Consider the following 18,867-nt stretch of genomic DNA (forward strand, 5'->3'; position numbering starts at 1 on the left):
TGGAGAGCCGGATGCCGGGAAACTGGCACGTCCGGTTCGGAGGGAGGCCACGCGGAAAAGGACCCCATCAGGGGCACCTCGCCGCGTGGCCGACCCTACCAACACCGTCACCAGCCAATTCCTGGGCGAAATCACCATTACCGACACGCCTATGCTCCCCGGAACCAGCCCGGAAGCCGGCTCCCAGATCAGCTCCCTTGACGAGCTGAACACGCTCTTTACCGGGTGGGTGAACATGGTCTACCACCACGCCGTGCACTCCACGACCGGGCAGACACCCCTGGCCCGGTGGGAAGCGTCCTGGGAACACCGGGAACCGGTCCGCAAATCCCTGGCCGAAATCCGTGAAGCGTTCCTGTGGTCCGACACCCGCACCGTGAGCAAGACCGGAACGGTCTCTCTGCACTCAAACACCTACGAAGTCGACCCGGTGCTGGCCGGGACGAAAGTGGAACTGGTCTACGACCCATTCGACCTTCACGGCCCCGTCACCGTCAACTCCCACCTGGGCGTTCCGGCCGGAACCGCCAAGGCACTGAACATTACCCGGCACGTTCATGCCAAGGCTGTCAACGCGGTCAAGGACACCGATACGTCCGCGGTCAACATCTCCTCCGGGATCAACTACCTGGACCTCGTCGCGACCCGGCACCGTGAATCACTCACCGGCGCACCAATCAGCTTCGCCGACATCCAAGCCCTGGGCAACACCACAGGGCCCGAAACAAAGAGCAAAGCAGAGGAAACCCGATGAGTTCGATCACGACCCTGCAAAGCTATTTCGGTTTCACCCGCATCCCGTTCGGCCGGGACATTCCGCCCCAAGCACTCGCCCAGCACCCCGGGCACCGTGAAGCCGTGGCCCGCATCGAATGGTGCATCGACCAGCGCCGCATGGGCGTGATCACCGGCGAAGTCGGGGCCGGGAAGACCGTCGCCGCCCGGGCCGCCCTGGCACGGTTGGAGCCTTCCCGCCACCAGATCATCTACATTCCCGACCCCACGATCGGGATCCGCGGAATCCACTCGGCCATCGTCACCGCGCTCGGCGCAACGCCCTCGTTCTTCTCCGGCGCGCTCAGCGCACAGTCCGCCTCCCTGCTCGCCGGGGAACTCGACGAACGCTCCCGCCTGCCCGTCATCGTCATTGACGAGGCACACCTGCTGGGCAACGAGGAACTCGAAGCCCTCAGGATGTTGACGAATGTTTCCATGGATACCGAGTCACACTTCGCGCTCATCCTCCTGGGTCAACCCACCCTGCGCCGCCGGCTCAAGCTGGCAGTCCTGGCAGCACTGGACCAACGCATCGGCACCCGGTTCACCATCGGCGGCATGGCCCTGGAAGACACCAACGACTACATCAAAGGCCATATCAGCTTCGCCGGCCGCACCGACACGCTGTTCTCCGAAGACGCCATCACCGCCATCCACCAAGCCTCCCGAGGCTACCCGCGAACCATCAACAACCTCGCCCTCTCAGCACTGATGGCCTCCTACTCGGCGACAAAAAACATCGTGGACCAGTCAGCAGCACAATCAGCAATCACCGAATCCAGCGAATAAAAAACCACCCGGCACCAATGACCACCACCACGTCAGAATGACAACGAACGCCCCACCAGAACCACCTGGTGGGGCGTTTTCGTCCCCAGCCGATCGTCAAAAGCGATGGCGGCATCATCGTCAAATAACGCGACGGTCAACACCCTGCATCACCAGCAACGCACGGCCGATCCCGCGCACTCCAGCACATCTTTATCTGTCCATCCTCGCAGTCATCTTCTCCAGCTGCATCAATCGCCGGTCATCGGGCCGTCACGGTCTCCCGCCTCCGGCCCCAAGAATCAAGACTCGCAGTGCCACCGTCGAGGACGGTGACGTAACCAGGAACGGGGACGCCGCGATCCATAAAGGGCTGCCGCTGTTGCGGGAATCCCTCCCTCACGTGACCATCGGAAGGCGAGCCGGCCGCCGTCGTTCCTCCGGCATGCCAACGCAAGTCATGTAGTTTCAGCGCCTCTGCCACATGGAAGGGGAAAGACCAACACTGGACAGGAGAATCCGATGACCGAGCAGACAAACCACACACCGTCCACCCAAAGTTTCGTCGACGAGTGGATGACGCCCAAGGAGGTCTGCCGTGAGCTGCAGATCCCCGAGCAGACCTTTTACCAGTGGCGCGTCAAGCACGCAGGCCCCAGGGCCCACAGGATCGGGCGCCACCTACGCATCAGCCGCACGGACTTCAACGCGTGGCTCGCCACCACGGAAGACCCCGTTGTCTAGAGCAAAAACGCCCCTCGGGACCTGGGGAAAAGTTACCCGGCGCAAGCTTGGCCCGACCACGTGGCGGGCCCGGGCAACCATGCGCGGCTACGACGGGAAGCCCCGGATGTACCAAATGACCGGGCCAACCGGGGCACAGGCCGAAGCCGCCCTGCTGGCCAAGCTCAATGCGATGCTCCCGCCCACCGACGACGTAATCAGCCCCGACATGGTCATCAGCGAACTCGCCAAGTTCTGGTGGCTGGAATTCGAAGACCTCGGCCGGGCCGCCAACACGCGCCGGCGCTACCGGGAAATCATTGACACCTACATCCTGCCCGGCGTCGGCAACCTCACCATCCGCGAAGCCAACGTCTCCACCCTGGACAAATTCCTCAAGGGCGTTCGCACCAAACACGGCAACGCAACAGCCAAAATGTCCAAAACCCTGCTCTCCGGCATGATGTCCCTGGCCACACGCCACGGAGCAGCCCCTGCAAACCCGCTCCGGGAAGTCGCCCGCATCCCCACCGGTAACAAGGAAGTCCGCGCATTGACCATTGACGAAGTCGCCAAACTTCGGCACGACGTCTACCGCTGGCAGCAGCCAACCGGACGCCAGAACGGTTTGCACGAAAAGGACATCCTCGACGTCGTGGACATTATGCTCGCCACCGGCGCCAGGATCGGCGAGGCACTGGCCATCCGGTGGTCAGACGTCGACCTGACCGCCGAAAAGCCGACAGTCACCATTCGCGGGACCATCATCGACGTTCGCGGCAAAAACGGACTCAGGATCCAGGACCATCCCAAGAGCGCCAACTCACGCCAACGCTACTTCCTGCCGCTCTTCGCTGTGGAGATGCTGCGCCGGCGACAGGCCGATCCAGTTCGCCAGAACGAGCTTGACCTGGTGTTCCCCTCAAGTACCCTAACCATTCGTGACCCCAACGGGTTTCGCAAGCAATGGCGAGAAGCGCGGAAAGCTGTCGGTTTCGAATGGGTCACGCCACACACGTTCCGAAAGTCCGTCGGCACCATACTGGCCAACACCCAGGGCATGGCCGCCGCGACCGCACAGCTTGGACACTCCAGCCAACTGATAACGAGCAAGCACTACGTCCAGAAGACACATGAGGCACCGGACAACACCGAGGTACTGCAGGCGTTTGGCGCACAAGCAAAGTAAATAGACAAGCTGAACGGGGACCGCCACTTAGTCTCTATCACCCAATCCTTCCGCTCGCAATATCGCACTTACCTCGTGTGAGAAGCCAGCTCATTGAGCCGGCTCAACGATTCAACCCTATTATCGACGAAACAAGTGTGCATGCTCTACGGCAGCATTGAGCCTTCGCAGTATATGGCGGGCAGAGAAGACTAGCCAAGCATTCCTTTAGTTAGGTAGGCCGACTTCGGGACTCCGGAGATAGCGTTCCCCTTGAAGATCGTTGAGTTGGCTCTGATTCTCATTTGACTTGGGCCGGCAAGGGGGTGCAGCTAATGTGGATGCATGACTGAATCACGTTCCACCTTCCCGCCGAAGGCCATCGAGATCTACCTGAACTCCCCTAAAATCACTGGGGTATACAGGGACAAACTATTGGCGGCCACAACCTATGACGAACAATGCGAGGCTTTACATCATGTAGTCGAGTCGACGCAGGACAACAAGGACTTGATCGCCAGTTTCAGCGATGCCGAACGCCAGGAGATTGTCCTTGGCGCCATCGCCGCGAAACATTACCTTAATCATCAGTAAATACTGAAGAAGCGTTCTCACGGGCCCTTTACGAATCGCGTCGGTCAAGGCTTCATCTGTCACTCATTAACTCCAGAATCGCCGTGTCAACTCTTCGAAGTTGAGTCCGGTCTTTGTCAATGGGATGGGCCTGGAAGTCCAAATCTGTAGAACGTACGCCAAGAGTGTGCGTTACAGCAATAAGTGACTTACTTTAGACAGCGCAAAATGTCACCCTTGGTGTCCGTCGGCCGATCCGCTCAGCAGGCACCAATTGAGTGATCCGAGGGCTAAGAGCAGATTGGGCCCGCGTTCTGTGTCAATCGGCAGATATTGGAACGTCGATGTCGTCTCTAGCAACCACCACACCGTTCTTAAGGATGTAGCACTCGACGTTGTGATGTCCCCGAAAACTGGTGACTTCATGGTGATCACGACCTCGATTAGGCACGATTATTTGGCCGCGGACCTTATTCAACCGTTCGGCTACGGGCCCACGATTGAGTACTTTCCATCGGACCTCGTACGGATCCGGCACGTCTGATTCCACAATCTTGAAGTCCAGTTGCTTCTTCGGCGGCAAAATTCCGACCGAAGCGACAAGGCTTCTGAGCGAGAATGGCCGAAAACCATCCTGGGTGACAGTACAGTCGATGGAGACGTTGTAGCGGACATCGACTGGGAATCTATCTTCGATGAACTCTTCGGTGTTCGTGAACGCGCTGGCCATGAGGGATTCTTTAACAACGCCAATGTCTGGTACCGAGTTTCCAAAGACAGAGCGCCACTTCTTAAAGGCATTCTTTTGTCCGGTTGCTTCGATAGCGTCGACGCACAGCTCATAAGCCCTCTTCGCTTTTCCCTGGAAATTCTTCTTGACCGTGACCCGCTGACGGCTGCCTGGAGCTGCGTAGAACTCATGGTCTTCTTCTTCGGACAAATAAAGGAAGAAGTCCCGGGCCATCTGATCGTACGTTGCACTTACGGCTGAACGGTGGTCTGGGTACTTTCGCATGAAGTTATATGCCAGCGTGTCGATGAGCAGACCGCCGATCCCCACTCCATGCCGATTCTTCCAAGCTCTGGCCAGCTTGCAGAGCCTACGGAGGTTACCGTCAGCCAGGGAATTGTCCGCGCTAATCGCTTCGATCTCTTCGCGTGGTTTCGTTGTTTTCCATGTACCGCTATAGGTGTCGGGGTAGGAGAACGACCTATCGTCATTCTCGAACACAGGTTGGACCTCGAACATGAAGTTAGTGAACTGGACTACGACCACGAGTCTGTCTGCCTTGACGAAAGTCTTCGGGTATCTGCCCTGAATGGCTAGTCGGGTGCGGGCCAGCACCTTCGAAGGTCCGCCCTCCTTTTCATACTCAGAATGAGCCGAAGACGGAAGGATGTAGAGCAAATCGAGGTCAGAAATGCCCTTAATTGCTGTCCACCGACCGTAAGAGCCCACCATCAGCCTGTTACTTGTTGAGCTCTCCAAGCCGCGGAACTCTCTGTTGAGAGTCTTGGTCATCTCGTCTCGGCGAGCCGCGATCGTCTCGCCGTTGTCCACTTCGAGGTTAGCGATCAGGCCGTCAAAAATTTCACTTACCTGCGACATCGTCTGGCTCCATTCCGTTTCGGAGCTGCTCAGGGAGAAGCAAGTCAATCTCGCGTTCGGTGAAGGTCAGGTCCTCCTTGTTCTGCAGCCCATCCTGTGCTCGCCCATACGCCTTAGCTGTCGTGCGAGGAGCATCGGCAAGGATCTTTTCCGCGATTTCTTGAAGGTTGTCCCGCCTCACGCGTCCCTCGGTAACATTGGACGCGGATGCCTTCAGGTCCACGATCAGCGACAGGTAAGACTCACGCAAGCTCCAAAGCCTCGCAGCCGTGTCACGGTGCTGCTGCATCTCCTCGCCGTGCTTAAATGTCTTGTCACTGAGGGTCGACGCGGTCACGAGCACAGCGATGAACGACGTCGCAAGAGCCCCCCACTCTTTGTTAAGTACCAGTCCAACGAGAGATGCAAGGAACGCGCCTGAGCTCACGGCGGTCAAAGCAATCCTCACCCGCCGTTGCCGTCGATCAAGGTCAAAGCAGATGTCAGCCTGCTTCTCGTGCGTCTTATGAGTGTAGGCGATTCGCCCATAGATCTCTCGGATCTGGGCAAGGAGCAGAGCGCGCTCACCGTCAGTTGGAGGTGCAGACATCTCGTCCAAATTCCGTTCTTTCTTCGAGTACGGGTCCACGCCATCCGAGCCTTTGCATCAGATTCGCCACAGGAAGACAAGCAACTTGACGAAAGAACGTTGAATGGCGCTCACATACACTGTAGGCGACACCCCCAACACTCCCTGTGCTGAGGACCTCTCAGCACCCAGGGATCCTCCTGTCGTGGCTTGCGTTTCCTAAACATGCTTGGGCTGCCGCGAATGTTGGGCGACAGGCAATACCAAGGCGCGACTCCCTATCAGCCAGACTCGTTAGAGACCGCTTCTTGAACGAGTCTGGCTGATAGGGATCTGCCGAAATGTCCATGAGGGTGTGCCCAAAGCCAAGGTGACACGTTCTATTGTCGTTTCCCGGCAGACCCGATGCGGTTCCCCGGCAGCGTTTTTGGCCAGGAGGTCGAGGTTGCCGTCCTTGTCGAAGTCGAACATGGTGAGGCCGAGTCCGGTCCAGCCGGTGCCGATGGCCACTGCCGGGGCGAGGGTGGTTCCTGTTGGGTTGGCCAGGTAGGTGAGGTTTCCGGTGGCGTTGTATCCGACGATCCCGGGGTTTCTATCGGCCTTCTTCCATCACCCGAGGATCAGGGTCCAGTCCTGCCAGTTGCTGCCGAGGCTGATCGGGGGCAGGTATCCACTGGTTGAGCCGAGGTAGACGTCCAGGTGCCCGTCTGTCGTCCGGGCGACGATGTCCTGGATCCCGTCGCTGTTCCAGTCGGTGATGAATCCGGTCTTGAGGCCGGTCCAGCCAGAGCCGATGACTTCGGGCATGACGTGTTGGGTTTTCCCGTTTCCGGGGTAGCGGAAGAGGAGCTTGGAAATGTTCGATACCAGCTCGCGAAGCAGTCGTAACACAGGCGGTGAGCGAGCATCATCAGGACAGAGCAGACCAAAAACTTGAGCATTTACGCGGCGTATTGGCCGCCCAACAATGGGACCAAGACACGGCTCGGCCGCTGGCTGACGTTGGACATCCAAGATTTGAGGTGGGCCTAATCGGCACCGGCATTGCAGGACATTACCTGTGTCGGGCATGACGCAGTGTATGCCCCTCGCGGGTAGGAAACCGTGGGGAAGAAGGTCTATCGCCCGAATCTCCCGGTACTGGTTCACCAAGGATCCTCCGGCAACGCGAAGAGAGCCATAAAATGACATAAGGCAAACGTGCGGGATGGGCGCGCTCACTTCGGAGTCCTTTCCGATTGCGAAATTAGCACGAAAAATGTCGCTGAGAGATCTTCAGTTTCCGAACAACGTACTTGGAAGGTAGCTAAGTGGACGACGAGGCATTCATACTGGGCGCTGGGTTCTCTCGAGCGATTTCGGACTTTATGCCCCTTACGGATGATCTGGGAAGCGAGGTAGTTGCCCGTGATCCAAATCATCTGGGTAGAAGTGATTCCAAAAGAAGCTTCGCGTCGAGCTCATTTGAGGCATGGTTGTCCAGGCGCGCCGAGAAGCAGCCTTACCTCAGTGCGGCCGAGAACTTAGAAAATCAGGGGATCTTTGCCCGTGGCAGGTCCCTGATTGCAGAGGTACTGGACGAGCGTGTCGACTCGGCACTTTCCCAGCCTCTCCCGGTCTGGCTCGGAGAACTCCTAAGCCTCTGGCACCTTCGAAAATCAAATGTTTTGACATTCAATTACGACACCCTGGTCGAATCCGCCTTCGAATCCATGCGACTGTGGGACTGGCGTGCGGAGACGTTCTTTCAGTGGGGATCCCTAATTAATTATTCGCCACCGGGGAATGCCGGGCGTTCGATTGGTGAAGCAAATGGGATAGTTGCGCCACATCCAAGCTTTCGGCTATGGAAACTGCATGGGTCACTTAACTGGCATTGGGTTCCGGACGATCCGACAGGTGCAACTGTAGTGCGAGGAAGGCTTCCGGGATTGTTCGATGCACCCGTGAGAGTTACATCGGACGAGTTTCACTGGAGCGTTCCAGGGCGAGAACGGTTCATCGTTCCCCCCGCAGCTCTCAAATCAGGTTATTACACGAGCCCTGTTATACGGGAAGTGTGGAGCCGGGCCTATTCCGCCCTTCGAAGCGCAAAGGTCATCACGTTGATGGGTTATTCTCTGCCGGCCACGGACCTATCGGCTTCCGGAATGCTGGCAGAAGCGCTTTCCGAACGAACCACGGCAGAAATCCGCATAGTTGACTTCGCACCTGGGAGCCTGAAAAGCCCAACTTCGATAGCTTCGCGCGTCCAAGCACTCGGCAAATTCGGTGGGAAGGTGATGCCTCTCGGCGAAGGGTCATCGGCGATTCCAGACTATGTCCGAAGACTTGTTGATGAAGCGGCACTTAAAGCCGTCACTGAATTATGTGGACTTCCAGCGCCTGATGAACGGCTCATGCTTGTGGACTGGGGGGACGAACAGAACCAACAGCCTGGCATGGGAAGATCGGCCGCCATAGTCAAAAGCCATGGAATCGATGCTGAGGGGACACTGGTTTTGGAAACAGACCCACTGAGGTCGATAGATGCTACTCACGCATCCCGCAGTGGTCAGATCCGATTTTCCATCCAATCGACGGTCCTAGCCAAGCCATTACCGTTTTCCGAAATACGCGCAGATATTCACCGAGCCATTCGAATCAAGTTAAAAGTACCTGACGCTTCCCGCCTTGTTACTGTAATAGCCTCCACTGAACGACGATTTACGAGTGGTGAGGGCGACGGTCGATGGCTGAGCCTCGTTCCAGCGGGATTGTGCATCTAACGCGGCAGACCTCCGAGCTTTGGCTCAGATGTCCAAAAACCTAGCCACATGCGCCCTTGAAAATGAAGTGAGTCAGCAGCGCACGTCCGCAAGGGGGGCGACTGTCCAGAAGCTCCTCACAATCTGGATATATCCCGCTTTTCCCCACAACAGTCCAACACCCAAACTACAGAGGCAGACAACCCGATGAAGAACCTTGAGCCAGGCGCGATAACCCATGCTGTGCAGAGATTTATGGGCACCGAAGACGGACTCTTCACAACAGATCGCGCTCGGTCATGGGACTTCTGCTACGAATATTTCAGAAACTCACAGAACGTCGCTGCGGACCAGCAGACCAGCTGCCTACAACTCGGCTATTATCTTGCCAGCTGGGGGATGCTAAGAGGTTCGACGTACCTGTTCAAGAACACAAACGCGCGTCATTACATCAAAGCCCTCGAAATCATCACCAATCGTACTGACCAAATGCAAGCAATTTCTCCGGCTACCTACGGCGAGACAGATACCCAGAAATTTCTCGTTGAAACCTACCGTCTGCTCGGCGACGCGCTACTGCCTGAAGGCGGTCGACGCATCACCCTCGTAACGAAAACAATGATGGGAGTGTGGGGAGTTGTCCCGTCGTTCGACAAGTTCTTCATGAACACTTTCAGCAAAGTCGCCGCGACACCCCAAGAACGAATCGCGCTCCAAAAGTTCAACGAAGGCACCGTGGACCTCCTCGGAAAGTTCTACGATGCGCATAAAAATGAAGTACACGAAGTGGCCAGCGCCTACACCACACTAGATTTTGCCTCCGGCCAATCGACGGGAAACAACATTCCTACCGCCAAGGTCCTTGATATCTTCGGATTCAGCAACGCCTACTACACCTGATCTCCGTCGACTGTCGCCGCGGATTAGAAACAGCGCATTCCCAAACGTTCTGCGGCGGTGTGCAGCGCGTCCGTGCGCAAGGTAATGGCAGCTTCGGACACGGAGTGAAGGGAATCGTTTCCAAGCCCGTCATCCCGGCGCCGCAGCCAGTAGGCGAAACACTCGCCGCCAAATTTGCTGTTGTACCGGATCCCGAGCGCGCGCGTCCCGTCGTCAAGAACCAGCCCGCGCAACCAGCTGGCAATGCGGGTGGTCACTTCCCGGTTTGGCGCATGGAGTTCAGCCAGAGTGACTTCGGCGCAGCCGGTGGCAGCGTGAAGGTCCTCACCCAGGCTTCGGCGGATGGCGGCGATAGTTTCCGGGTGGCCAATATCAACCCACCACCCGGGTTCGGCAAGCCGCAGCTGATACAGACGGCGGCGGACCCGCCACTGGGCCGGCAGGCTCCCTCGGCCCATGAACGAGCTTTCATCCCACTCCTTTCCAAGGGCAGCCAGAAAATCCTCCAGCGACAGGCCCAACGCGGCGGCGTCCTTCTCCAGCGAACTGCGACCGCCCAGCTTTTGGGCGAACGGGGAGAGCACCTCCTGAAAGGCAGTTTCTGGCGAGGATGCAAAATACACGGTGCTCCCGGTCGTATCAAAACGCCCCCACCCGGAGCGATCTGAACCCGCCGATCGCGGCGGCGGGTTTACGGGCCCATACGCCGTCACCGCCACCCGATACCCATCGGCAAAGGCGGTATCAATCCACACCCCGGTCAGGGCGCATTGGCGTCCGGTACCGCTCATGCGTCGTAGGTGTCCTGCAGAAAGGCCGTGACAGCGGCAACGACTTGTTTGTGGCGATCTTCCCGGATGGCCGTCATGGGGGTGTCTTCATCCAGCCACGGATTGCCGCCGATGAACCAGGCCCGGGCCACATGGTCGGACTCGGCGTCAGCGAGGTAGCCCCAGACCCGGTGGGCCAGGCGGAGCCTCGTTTCAAACACGGGACTCGGTGCTGGTCCGTCGGGCTTGGCCCAACGGATCGGCTGCTTGGTGTCCCTTGACCCCGAAATGGCCGCCACAAGGGTCGGCCCCAAATGCGTGTTGAGGCGACGCACCAATTCATGGATATCCAACTGCGCCGTTTCAACAAATCCGGTGTTAATGATCGCCGCGATACTCATACACCCAGAATACACCCAAAATCAACCACACGGTAGACTCAGCGCAGACTCCGCGGTGGACCGAGGCCAAGCAACCCTCAACCTGTTGAACCCGTGGCAGACCAAACACCCGCACTTCGACGTGTCCCGCAGTCATTTAAGGGTTCGCAGTTTGGCTCGCGAAAATCATCCAAATTCAGGCCCGCCGGGATGGCAAGTTAGCGGCAAATACCCGTCAAATTAAGGTCGGCAATGATCCCCTCCCCAAACAAAAAGTCACCAAATTGCAGGTTTCGCCATGGCAACCAGCCACTTGGCAGGCCGGGCCGAAAACACGCCCCGAACAATGCAGTGCCTTGAAATAAGACGGACCGCTCTCGACAACCAGTGGCATGCCATCGACGATGCCGACGAGCCTGCAAACGGCCATCAACCAGCGGCTCCGGAGCTGTGCTGCAGGGCCTCGTCACGTTTTACTCACGTTTTTGAACGACAACCAGCCACAGATCATGGCATGTCAAAGGGGCACTGTCGTCCCGCACTCCCCCGAAAATCAGCGGTTTTCGGCGTCGATTGGAGGCTGTTGGCATGAGGTTCCTGGGTTTCTCTTGGCCGCCGGTTCGAGTCCGGCCCGGGGCACCCAAAAGGGCTTCTGACCTGCGGTTTTACTGTTTTTGCCAGGTCCGCGGAAGGGGCCAAATCACGTTTTACTCACGTAATTGAACGAAAAGTTGGTCATGTTTTTGGCATGTTCGGGGTCCAAACAGGCCCCACTTTGTCGTCACGTTTTTCAACTGGGGTCCGGGAAATCCGTGTGAATCCGCGGTTTTCTTTGGTTTGGCCGAATCGGTGCCCTGACTGCCAAATATTCGCCCTCCGATCGCCCTACTCAGGCGCTGCACACCGCCGGTGACAAGGAACCTTGCCCGTTGGACTATAAGCCGACCGGCGCGCAGCATCTCGCTAATCTCAGGTAATTTGACAGTCGTGGCACTGACCCGCGGGTTAGCGAATCAGGCGGAGCATATCCATTCCGTCCCGGCGGTAAGCCGGGTGACGGCGAACCGTTGGTCGTGGTCGACAGGCCAGCGGGGTGTGCAGTGCCCTGCATTGTGGTTTAGTCGGGCTACGTTTCCTGTAAAGCGGCCAAAATGGCCTTCCATGGCGTGCAAGACGGCCGCTGATAGGCGTAGGCTATCTATGCTTCACACGGACTGCTTTAGGACATTCATTGGGACGATGTGGAAGCCCCAGAACACTACGGTCAAGGAGCTAGCGTGGATACGCGAAAGCTGAAGTATTTTCTGGCCGTGGTTGACCATGATGGCTTCAATCGCGCCGCAGAACATTTGCTCATCGCCCAGCCCTCGCTTTCCCAGACTATCGCCGGCCTGGAGAAGGAATTGGGCGTGCCGCTCTTTCACCGCATCGGACGCCGGGCGGTGCTCAGCGAAGCGGGCAAGGAACTCGTTGGCCCCGCCCGGTTAGTGATGCGGGATCTTGACGCGGCACAGTCCGCGGTGCGAGCGCTTCAGGGTGTGCGCAGTGGGAAGCTGGACATTGTCAGCATGCCCTCTCCAGGGATCGAGCCGTTGACGTCGATGATTGCCAGCTTCACTGAATTACACCCATCGATCCGCCTCAGTGTCAGCGCTGCATTCACTCCTGAAGAAGTTATCCAGTCTGTCCGGACTGGCAGCACCGAGATCGGCCTTGCCGGATCCCCGAATCCCATCAGGGTACCGGGGGTTCAGGTCCTGGAGCTGGAGCGGCAGCCGCTAATCCTCATTGTGAACCCGCACGCTGACACTTTCGGTGAGACCGAATCGATCCGTCGTGAAGATCTAGGCGGTCATCGGTTAGTGGCGAGCCAGCGAGGTTCCCTGATGCGTTGGCTCGTTGATGATGCCATGGCACGTGGCGTGGAAATAGAAATCGTCGTGGAGGTTGCGCACCGGACGTCGATCCTGCCCCTGGTCCTGGCGGGGGTAGGGCATGCTGTGATGCCGGCCGCCTGGGCGCCGACCGCTCGCAAGGCAGGGCTGCAGACTCTGCTGATCGAACCCGTGGCCTACCTGGACGTGGCCATCTTGAGCCGGAAGGAAGACCTGACCCCGGCCGCGCGGGCGTTCTTGAAGGTCGCAGAGCGGCATGTCGCACACGAAACAGATACTGGCACAATCCGATCGATAGGCTGAACCTATTTGGAGGATCGGAACTTGGTCTTGGACGCCGGTTGGGCACAGACCGTCTACTTGAAGAGGAAGAGCGGTGTGACACTGCTAACACATTCATCGAGGAGGTAGGCACATGAACGCCACCCAGACATTTCGTATCGCATCAATCCCCGCTGACGGTGTGGGCAAGGAGGTCGTCTCCGCAGGCCGTCGTGTCCTGGATGCCATAGCGGTGACTTCCGACGGCAAGTTTGCTTTCGAGTGGACCGAGTTCCCCTGGGGTTGCGGCTATTACGCCACGACAGGCCAGATGATGGACCCGGACGGGCTGGAGACGCTAAAGGATTTCGATGCCATCTACTTCGGCGCGGTTGGCTGGGAGAACGTCCCGGACCACGTCAGCCTTTGGGGCCTGCGGCTGAATATCACCCAGAATTTCGATCAGTGGGCCAACATCCGCCCCGTCAAGTTTCTGCCGGGGGTCCAGTCACCGCTGCGCAAGGCAGATGACACCGAGCTCGACTGGGTGGTTGTCCGGGAAAACAGTGAAGGCGAATACGCCGGCCTGGGCGGGCGCAACCTCAGCGGCCGTGGGCCCGGCAATGAGGTTGCGCTACAGACCGCTTTATTCACGGAAAAGGGCTGTGAACGCATCATGCGTTTCGCCTTTGACCTGGCCCGCACCCGGACCGTAAAGAAGGTCTCATCCGTGACCAAGTCCAATGCGCAGCAATACGGCATGGTGCTCTGGGACGACGTTTTCAAGCGCGTTTGCCTGGACTACCCGGACGTGCAAACCGAAAGCGTGCTGGTGGACGCGATGAGTGCGAAGTTCATCCTCAAACCCGAGGAACTCTCCGTGGTGGTGGCCTCCAACCTAAACGCTGACATCCTCTCCGACCTCGGCTCCGCCTTGGCTGGCAGCCTGGGACTGGCAGCAAGCGCCAACCTGAACCCGGAACGACGCTTTCCCAGCATGTTCGAACCCGTCCACGGCTCGGCCCCGGACATTGCCGGCCAGGGCATCAGCAACCCGATCGGCGCCATTGCCAGCGCCGCCTTGATGCTGGACCACTTCGGCTTGCATGAGGAAGCGCGCCGTGTCGAGGCCGCCATCGAACAGGCCACCGCAACCGGCCACCTTACCCGCGACGTCGGCGGCAACGCCACGACCGACGACGTCACCGAAGCGATCGTCGCCGCACTTTCCCGGAGCCTGACCTCCGTCTGATCCGGCACTGCTCGCCTCCCTTCTCGAGTGGACGGCGTCGTCCCTGCCGCCATCCACCCGAGCATCCCCTCTCCCCAATACCACGCGATCTCCACAATGAGGTAGGAATCATGGAACGAATCACCCCCGGCGCCACGCCGGCAAAAACCCGCAAGCCCTGGTACCGCCAGCTGTATTTCTGGGTCCTGACTGCCATTGTCGTTGGCGTCCTGTTGGGCTGGCTCGCCCCAAATGCCGGCCAGGCCATGAAGCCCATCGGGACCACGTTCGTCAATGCGATGAAGATGCTCATCGGCCCCATCGTCTTCCTGACCATTGTGGGCGGGATCGCGAGCGTGGCCGATCTAAAAAAGGTAGGTCTCACTGGACTGAAAGCCCTGGGCTACTTTCAGGTCGGAACCATTGTCGCATTGGGCATGGGTCTGGTGGCCATCAATATCTTCCGCCTCGGCGACGGGGTGAACGCCGACTCCGGTGCCATCAAGGCCTCCGCTTCCGCAGGGCAACTGATCACCAGCGGCGAACACCAACAATGGTGGCAGTTCATCACCGACATCATCCCCACCAGCGTGGCCGGGCCCTTTGTTGAAGGCAACATCCTGCAGATCATCTTCATGGCGGTCCTGTTCGGCGTGGCCCTGAACGCACTGGGCGCAATCGGAGCACCGGTCCTGGACGCCATCGAGCGACTGACGAAGATTGTTTTCAAGGTCCTGAACTTCGTCATGAAGACAGCACCCTTGGGCGCCTTCGGGGCCATGGCCTACGCCGTGGGAGCTTATGGCGTGTCCACGCTCACGAGCCTCGGCTGGCTGGTCCTGCTCTTCTACGGAACCTCGATCTTTTTCATCGTCGTGGTCCTGGGCAGCGTCATGGGCTTCTTGAAACTGAACATCTTCAAGATGCTGCGGTACTTCCGGGAAGAACTGCTGCTGATCGTGGGCACCTCCACCGCCGAACCCGCCCTGCCAGGCCTGATGCGCAAGCTCGAGCACGCCGGCGTCAAGAAGGAGACCGTGGGGCTGGTAGTCCCCACCGGCTACAGCTTCAACCTTGACGGCGCCGCGATCTACCTCTCACTGGCTGCACTCTACATCGCCCAGGCAACCAACACCCACCTCTCGATCGGCCAGCAAGTCGGCCTACTCGCCATCATGCTGCTGACCTCCAAAGGCGCGGCAGGAGTGGCCGGCGGCGGCTTCATTGCCCTGACCGCCACGCTGAGCACCATGGGAACCATCCCCGTGGTCGGCATCATGCTGATCTTCGGCATCGACAAGTTCATGTCCGAATGCCGCGCCCTCGTTAACTTTTGCGGCAACGCCGTCGCCACGCTGTTCATCGCATGGTGGGACCACTCATTGGACGTGAACCGGGTCCGTCGCGTGTTCAACGGTGAAATCGTCGAACCCCTTCGTGACGAAGATCCCGTCGACGATGACCAAAGGGACTACGACCGCTCCGATTCCGTTGACATCGCCCCCCTCCGGCACGCCGCCGCCCCCCTCGACGACGATGCGTCACCGAGTGACCGCGCGCACGCCTACTCGGAAACGGTCTAACATGCAGGAGAGCCTTGTCCCCGGAATCGTGCAAGCCCTCATCGCACCAGACAAGTTCAAAGGCAGCCTCACCGCCACTGAAGTCGCCAATGCCCTCGCCACGGGACTCCGCTGCGCCACAGGGACCAGGACGGTTCGCTGTGACCTGCTACCGTTAGCCGACGGAGGTGACGGGAGCGTCGATGCTGCCGTCGCCTCCGGCTTCACCAGGCACACCTGCACCGTCACCGGACCCACCGGCCAGCCACGCCGCGCTGACATCGCATTCGACGGCACTACCGCCGTCGTCGAAGTCGCCAACACCTGCGGCATGGCGCTCCTGGAGAACAAAACACTGGAGCCACTGAACGCCTCCAGCCGCGGCTTCGGCGAAGCAATCCTGTTCGCACTAACCCTCAAACCCGCAAGGATCGTGCTGGCCTTGGGGGGCAGCGCCAGCACCGATGGAGGAATGGGGATGCTCACCGTCTTGGGCTACAGCTTCCTCGACGCCGACGAGCACCAACTCCGTGGCAGCGGCAGGACACTGACACAGATCCACACCATCCACCACACCCCACTTCCGGAACTGGACACCACAGAGCTGATCGTTGCCAGCGACGTCCACAACCCGCTGCTCGGCAACCAGGGGGCAGCTGCCGTCTTCGGACCCCAAAAAGGCGCCGGAACCGACGACGTCGCCACCCTCGATCGTGGACTCCAGCACCTCGTGGCCACACTGGCCGAAGCCGGAATACCCGGCGCGGCGGCGATGGCTGGGCACGAAGGCGCCGGCAGCGCCGGAGGAATCGGCTACGCCTGCCTGCTGCTCAGGGCCCGGCAGGTATCGGGCGCAGACTTCTTCCTGGACTTGCTGGACTTCAACACCCGCAAGGAAAACTGCGACATCGTCATCACCGGTGAAGGCAGCCTCGATGAGCAGACCCTAGCCGGAAAACTCCCTGCGGCCCTCGCCCGCCGCACAGGCAAACGACCAGTCATCGCCGTCGCCGGTCGATCACTGCTGTCCAAGGAGCAATGCTCTGAAATGTCCCTGACCTGTGTCTACACTCTGGCCGACTACACCAACAAGGACTCCTCAACAGATCCCGAACTTTCCGTCACCCTGCTGCACAAAATCGGAAGAGACATCGGAACAAACATCCTCTAACAATCCTCCGCAGCAAGAAGCAGAAACACCCTCCCGCGGTAGACCACCGAAACTGCCTTCCGAAGACAGGGTTTAGCCAACGCTGCGGCGTGAGCAGTCCCGAGGTTGTAGCCGCAACCATGGACGGGTTCTCCGGACTCAAGAGCGCAGCGGCAGAGGTATCCCAGACGCGATCCCGGTCATGGACCCACTCCACATCATCAACTTGGCTGGAGCAGCCTTGAACACCTGCCCGCCGACACGTTCATCAGCAAAGCTGCAGGTATCGCCGACGCGCCGGGGGGTGTCCCTATGTTCTTTGTCAAGCGGTGGGGCAGAATTTCTTTCAAGGTTTCCTGGTTGCCGATTTTGGGCAGGGGGTAGTGGCTGGCGGTGCGTGCCCGCCAGCGGTTAGTTGATGGGATTTAGGCTGCCGTGGTTGCCGGTGCCTCGTAGAAGGTGCCGTCGCGGAGCATGGCGAACAGCACGTCGCAGCGGCGCCGGTTCGAGTCCGGCCCGGGGCACGCAAAAGGGCTTCTGACCTGCGGCTTTACCGTTTCAGCCTGGGCCGCGGAAAGGGCCAAATCACGCTTTACTCACGTAATTGAACGAAAAGTTGGTCACGCTTTTGGCCTGGACAGGGCCAACTAAAACGCCGGTTGACGTCACGTTTTTCAACCGGCGGGCAAGGAATCCGCGGGAATCCGCGGTTTTCCCGGACCCGAACGCCCGGGCACTATGGCCGCCAACTATTGGCCCTCCGATCGTCCTACTCACGGATTCGAACGACCTCAATGGTCCAGAAACTAGCCCGTCCCACCCCGAGCGAGCCGGCGCGGCAACTCCAGGCCTTCAGCTCACGTAATTCTGCAGTGTTGCCTTGAACCAACGGCCCAGCGAACGAAGACGGCTGCCCATTTCAGCCCGCCCCTCTTCCGCTCGGTTCTTCCGCTCGGCCAGACTGCCAACTCGTTCCGTAAGGGGAACCCTCAACGGGCGGTGGCTTGGGTCGCTGTTTCGGTCTATGGCCAGTAGTTCAGAATGGCGGTTATTTTGCTGCGGGGTTTGGCGGTATCGGTGGTCTCAGGTGGGCGGGAGGCCTGCTCCTGAAAGGTACTTAGTGATCGTGTTGGTGAACATCTCTTCCGGTGTTTCGGAGTCGGGTTGCTCGGTGAGTGCGCCGACTAATAGCGGGTATTTCCCCGACTGCACTACGTCGGAGAGATATAGCAGGCGTGCGTTCTCCCCGTTGGGGGCGGCCTCGGGGCTATCGGCTGATGCGATCTCGTTTTGTACGAATGCCGAGGTGATGGCCGTCATCATGGCCACGGTCTGTAGCTTGGCGGGGCCGGGCAAGCCTACTGGCTTCAGTGCGGAGAGGGCACGCTCCAGATATGCCAGGGAGTTGGGGCCCATTGACGGCCGGGTTAGCAACAGAGGAGCAAGCCACGGGTGGCGGTGCATGATGGCGCGGCCTTGCCGGGCCAGATTCAACAGCTGGATCGATGGGGGTTCATCGGAGGCGGCCAGATCGTATTCCCCACTGACCGTGTCAACGATGAGCTCGATGAGTTCGTCGTGGGATTTCAGATACCGGTACAGGGAGGCCGCACCGGCCCCGATGCCGGCAGCCACCCGCCGAATCGATACTGCCGTCAGACCGCCCCGGTCGGCGATCTCGATCGCTACCGCGGCAATTCCTGCACGCGAATGCTCTGGTTTCGGCCCGGTGCCAGAACGTTCCGGCCGCAGCCAGAAGTTTACTCGGTCTTGAGAAGACATGCC

General features: G+C 59.2%; 18 protein-coding genes, 1 tRNA gene and 1 pseudogene. 13 read left to right on the forward strand and 7 right to left on the reverse strand.

Features of this window, described 5'->3' with window-relative positions; genetic code table 11:
- Positions 1-85: 85 nt before the first annotated feature.
- The 5 genes from LPN03_RS09560 (at position 86) to LPN03_RS09580 (ending at position 4,030) form a co-directional block, all read left to right on the forward strand.
- Positions 86-754, forward strand: a complete 669-nt coding sequence (locus tag LPN03_RS09560) for a Mu transposase C-terminal domain-containing protein (protein ID WP_262454069.1) — start codon at positions 86-88, stop codon at positions 752-754.
- Positions 751-1,566, forward strand: coding sequence for an ExeA family protein (locus LPN03_RS09565; protein ID WP_262454070.1), 816 nt, complete (start codon positions 751-753; stop codon positions 1,564-1,566). Before LPN03_RS09560 ends, LPN03_RS09565 begins: the two co-directional genes overlap by 4 nt.
- A 501-nt stretch (positions 1,567-2,067) precedes the next feature.
- Positions 2,068-2,289, forward strand: a complete 222-nt coding sequence (locus LPN03_RS09570; RefSeq protein ID WP_262454072.1) for a helix-turn-helix domain-containing protein — start codon at positions 2,068-2,070, stop codon at positions 2,287-2,289.
- Positions 2,282-3,457: a tyrosine-type recombinase/integrase gene (locus LPN03_RS09575; RefSeq protein WP_262454073.1), complete on the forward strand. Its 1,176-nt coding sequence runs from the start codon at positions 2,282-2,284 to the stop codon at positions 3,455-3,457. Before LPN03_RS09570 ends, LPN03_RS09575 begins: the two co-directional genes overlap by 8 nt.
- Positions 3,458-3,781: 324 nt before the next feature.
- A complete protein-coding gene (locus tag LPN03_RS09580) occupies positions 3,782-4,030 on the forward strand; it encodes a hypothetical protein (RefSeq protein WP_262454074.1) in 249 nt (82 codons plus the stop codon).
- 298 nt (positions 4,031-4,328) lie between these two features.
- Here LPN03_RS09580 and LPN03_RS09585 read toward each other — a convergent pair whose 3' ends face one another.
- The 4 genes from LPN03_RS09585 to LPN03_RS09600 all read right to left on the reverse strand — a co-directional run bounded on the left by LPN03_RS09585 (position 4,329) and on the right by LPN03_RS09600 (position 6,993).
- On the reverse strand, positions 4,329-5,618 hold the full coding sequence (locus LPN03_RS09585) for a nucleotide-binding domain-containing protein (RefSeq protein ID WP_262454075.1): 1,290 nt from the start codon (positions 5,616-5,618) through the stop codon (positions 4,329-4,331).
- Complete coding sequence (locus LPN03_RS09590) at positions 5,602-6,246, reverse strand: SLATT domain-containing protein (protein ID WP_262454076.1); 645 nt, start codon at positions 6,244-6,246, stop codon at positions 5,602-5,604. Before LPN03_RS09590 ends, LPN03_RS09585 begins: the two co-directional genes overlap by 17 nt.
- Positions 6,247-6,480: 234 nt before the next feature.
- Positions 6,481-6,768, reverse strand: coding sequence for an FG-GAP repeat domain-containing protein (locus LPN03_RS09595; RefSeq protein WP_410468575.1), 288 nt, complete (start codon positions 6,766-6,768; stop codon positions 6,481-6,483).
- Between the two features lie 27 nt (positions 6,769-6,795).
- Complete coding sequence (locus LPN03_RS09600; RefSeq protein WP_262454078.1) at positions 6,796-6,993, reverse strand: hypothetical protein; 198 nt, start codon at positions 6,991-6,993, stop codon at positions 6,796-6,798.
- A gap of 503 nt (positions 6,994-7,496) precedes the next feature.
- Here LPN03_RS09600 and LPN03_RS09605 point away from each other — a divergent pair.
- Both LPN03_RS09605 and LPN03_RS09610 read left to right on the forward strand, forming a co-directional pair.
- Positions 7,497-8,954 carry an SIR2 family protein gene (locus LPN03_RS09605; protein WP_262454079.1) on the forward strand — a complete coding sequence of 486 codons (1,458 nt, stop codon included), beginning with the start codon at positions 7,497-7,499 and terminating at the stop codon, positions 8,952-8,954.
- Between the two features lie 186 nt (positions 8,955-9,140).
- Positions 9,141-9,833 (forward strand): hypothetical protein, encoded by a 693-nt coding sequence (locus tag LPN03_RS09610; protein WP_262454080.1) that lies wholly within the window; start codon positions 9,141-9,143, stop codon positions 9,831-9,833.
- Between the two features lie 23 nt (positions 9,834-9,856).
- On the opposite strand, the gene LPN03_RS09615 is transcribed toward LPN03_RS09610, so the two are convergent.
- Positions 9,857-10,624: an RES domain-containing protein gene (locus LPN03_RS09615; RefSeq protein ID WP_262454081.1), complete on the reverse strand. Its 768-nt coding sequence runs from the start codon at positions 10,622-10,624 to the stop codon at positions 9,857-9,859.
- The gene (locus tag LPN03_RS09620; RefSeq protein WP_262454082.1) at positions 10,621-11,004 is read right to left on the reverse strand and encodes a hypothetical protein; all 384 of its coding nucleotides are present in this window, start codon (positions 11,002-11,004) and stop codon (positions 10,621-10,623) included. Before LPN03_RS09620 ends, LPN03_RS09615 begins: the two co-directional genes overlap by 4 nt.
- 1,256 nt (positions 11,005-12,260) lie before the next feature.
- On the opposite strand from LPN03_RS09620, the gene LPN03_RS09625 reads away from it, so the two are divergent.
- From LPN03_RS09625 to LPN03_RS09645, 6 genes and pseudogenes are all read left to right on the forward strand, one after another.
- On the forward strand, positions 12,261-13,181 hold the full coding sequence (locus tag LPN03_RS09625) for a LysR family transcriptional regulator (RefSeq protein WP_262454083.1): 921 nt from the start codon (positions 12,261-12,263) through the stop codon (positions 13,179-13,181).
- Positions 13,182-13,293: 112 nt separating this feature from the next.
- Entirely contained in the window at positions 13,294-14,391 is a 1,098-nt protein-coding gene (locus tag LPN03_RS09630; protein WP_262454084.1) for a tartrate dehydrogenase, read from the forward strand.
- Positions 14,392-14,501: 110 nt separating this feature from the next.
- Positions 14,502-15,953 (forward strand): C4-dicarboxylate transporter DctA, encoded by a 1,452-nt coding sequence (dctA, locus tag LPN03_RS09635; protein WP_262454085.1) that lies wholly within the window; start codon positions 14,502-14,504, stop codon positions 15,951-15,953.
- Between the two features lies 1 nt (position 15,954).
- Positions 15,955-17,103: a glycerate kinase gene (locus LPN03_RS09640; RefSeq protein ID WP_262454086.1), complete on the forward strand. Its 1,149-nt coding sequence runs from the start codon at positions 15,955-15,957 to the stop codon at positions 17,101-17,103.
- Between the two features lie 101 nt (positions 17,104-17,204).
- Positions 17,205-17,335: pseudogene (locus tag LPN03_RS20940) on the forward strand (transposase); the annotation flags it as partial.
- 208 nt (positions 17,336-17,543) lie between these two features.
- Positions 17,544-17,606: transfer RNA gene (locus LPN03_RS09645), tRNA-OTHER, on the forward strand.
- 559 nt (positions 17,607-18,165) lie between these two features.
- Here the strand turns inward: LPN03_RS09645 and LPN03_RS09650 are convergent.
- Positions 18,166-18,864 (reverse strand): TetR/AcrR family transcriptional regulator, encoded by a 699-nt coding sequence (locus LPN03_RS09650; protein ID WP_262454087.1) that lies wholly within the window; start codon positions 18,862-18,864, stop codon positions 18,166-18,168.
- Between the last annotated feature and the right edge of the window lie 3 nt (positions 18,865-18,867).

It is taken from the genome of Arthrobacter sp. A2-55 (assembly GCF_025548615.1).
Taxonomy (GTDB): domain Bacteria; phylum Actinomycetota; class Actinomycetes; order Actinomycetales; family Micrococcaceae; genus Specibacter; species Specibacter silviterrae.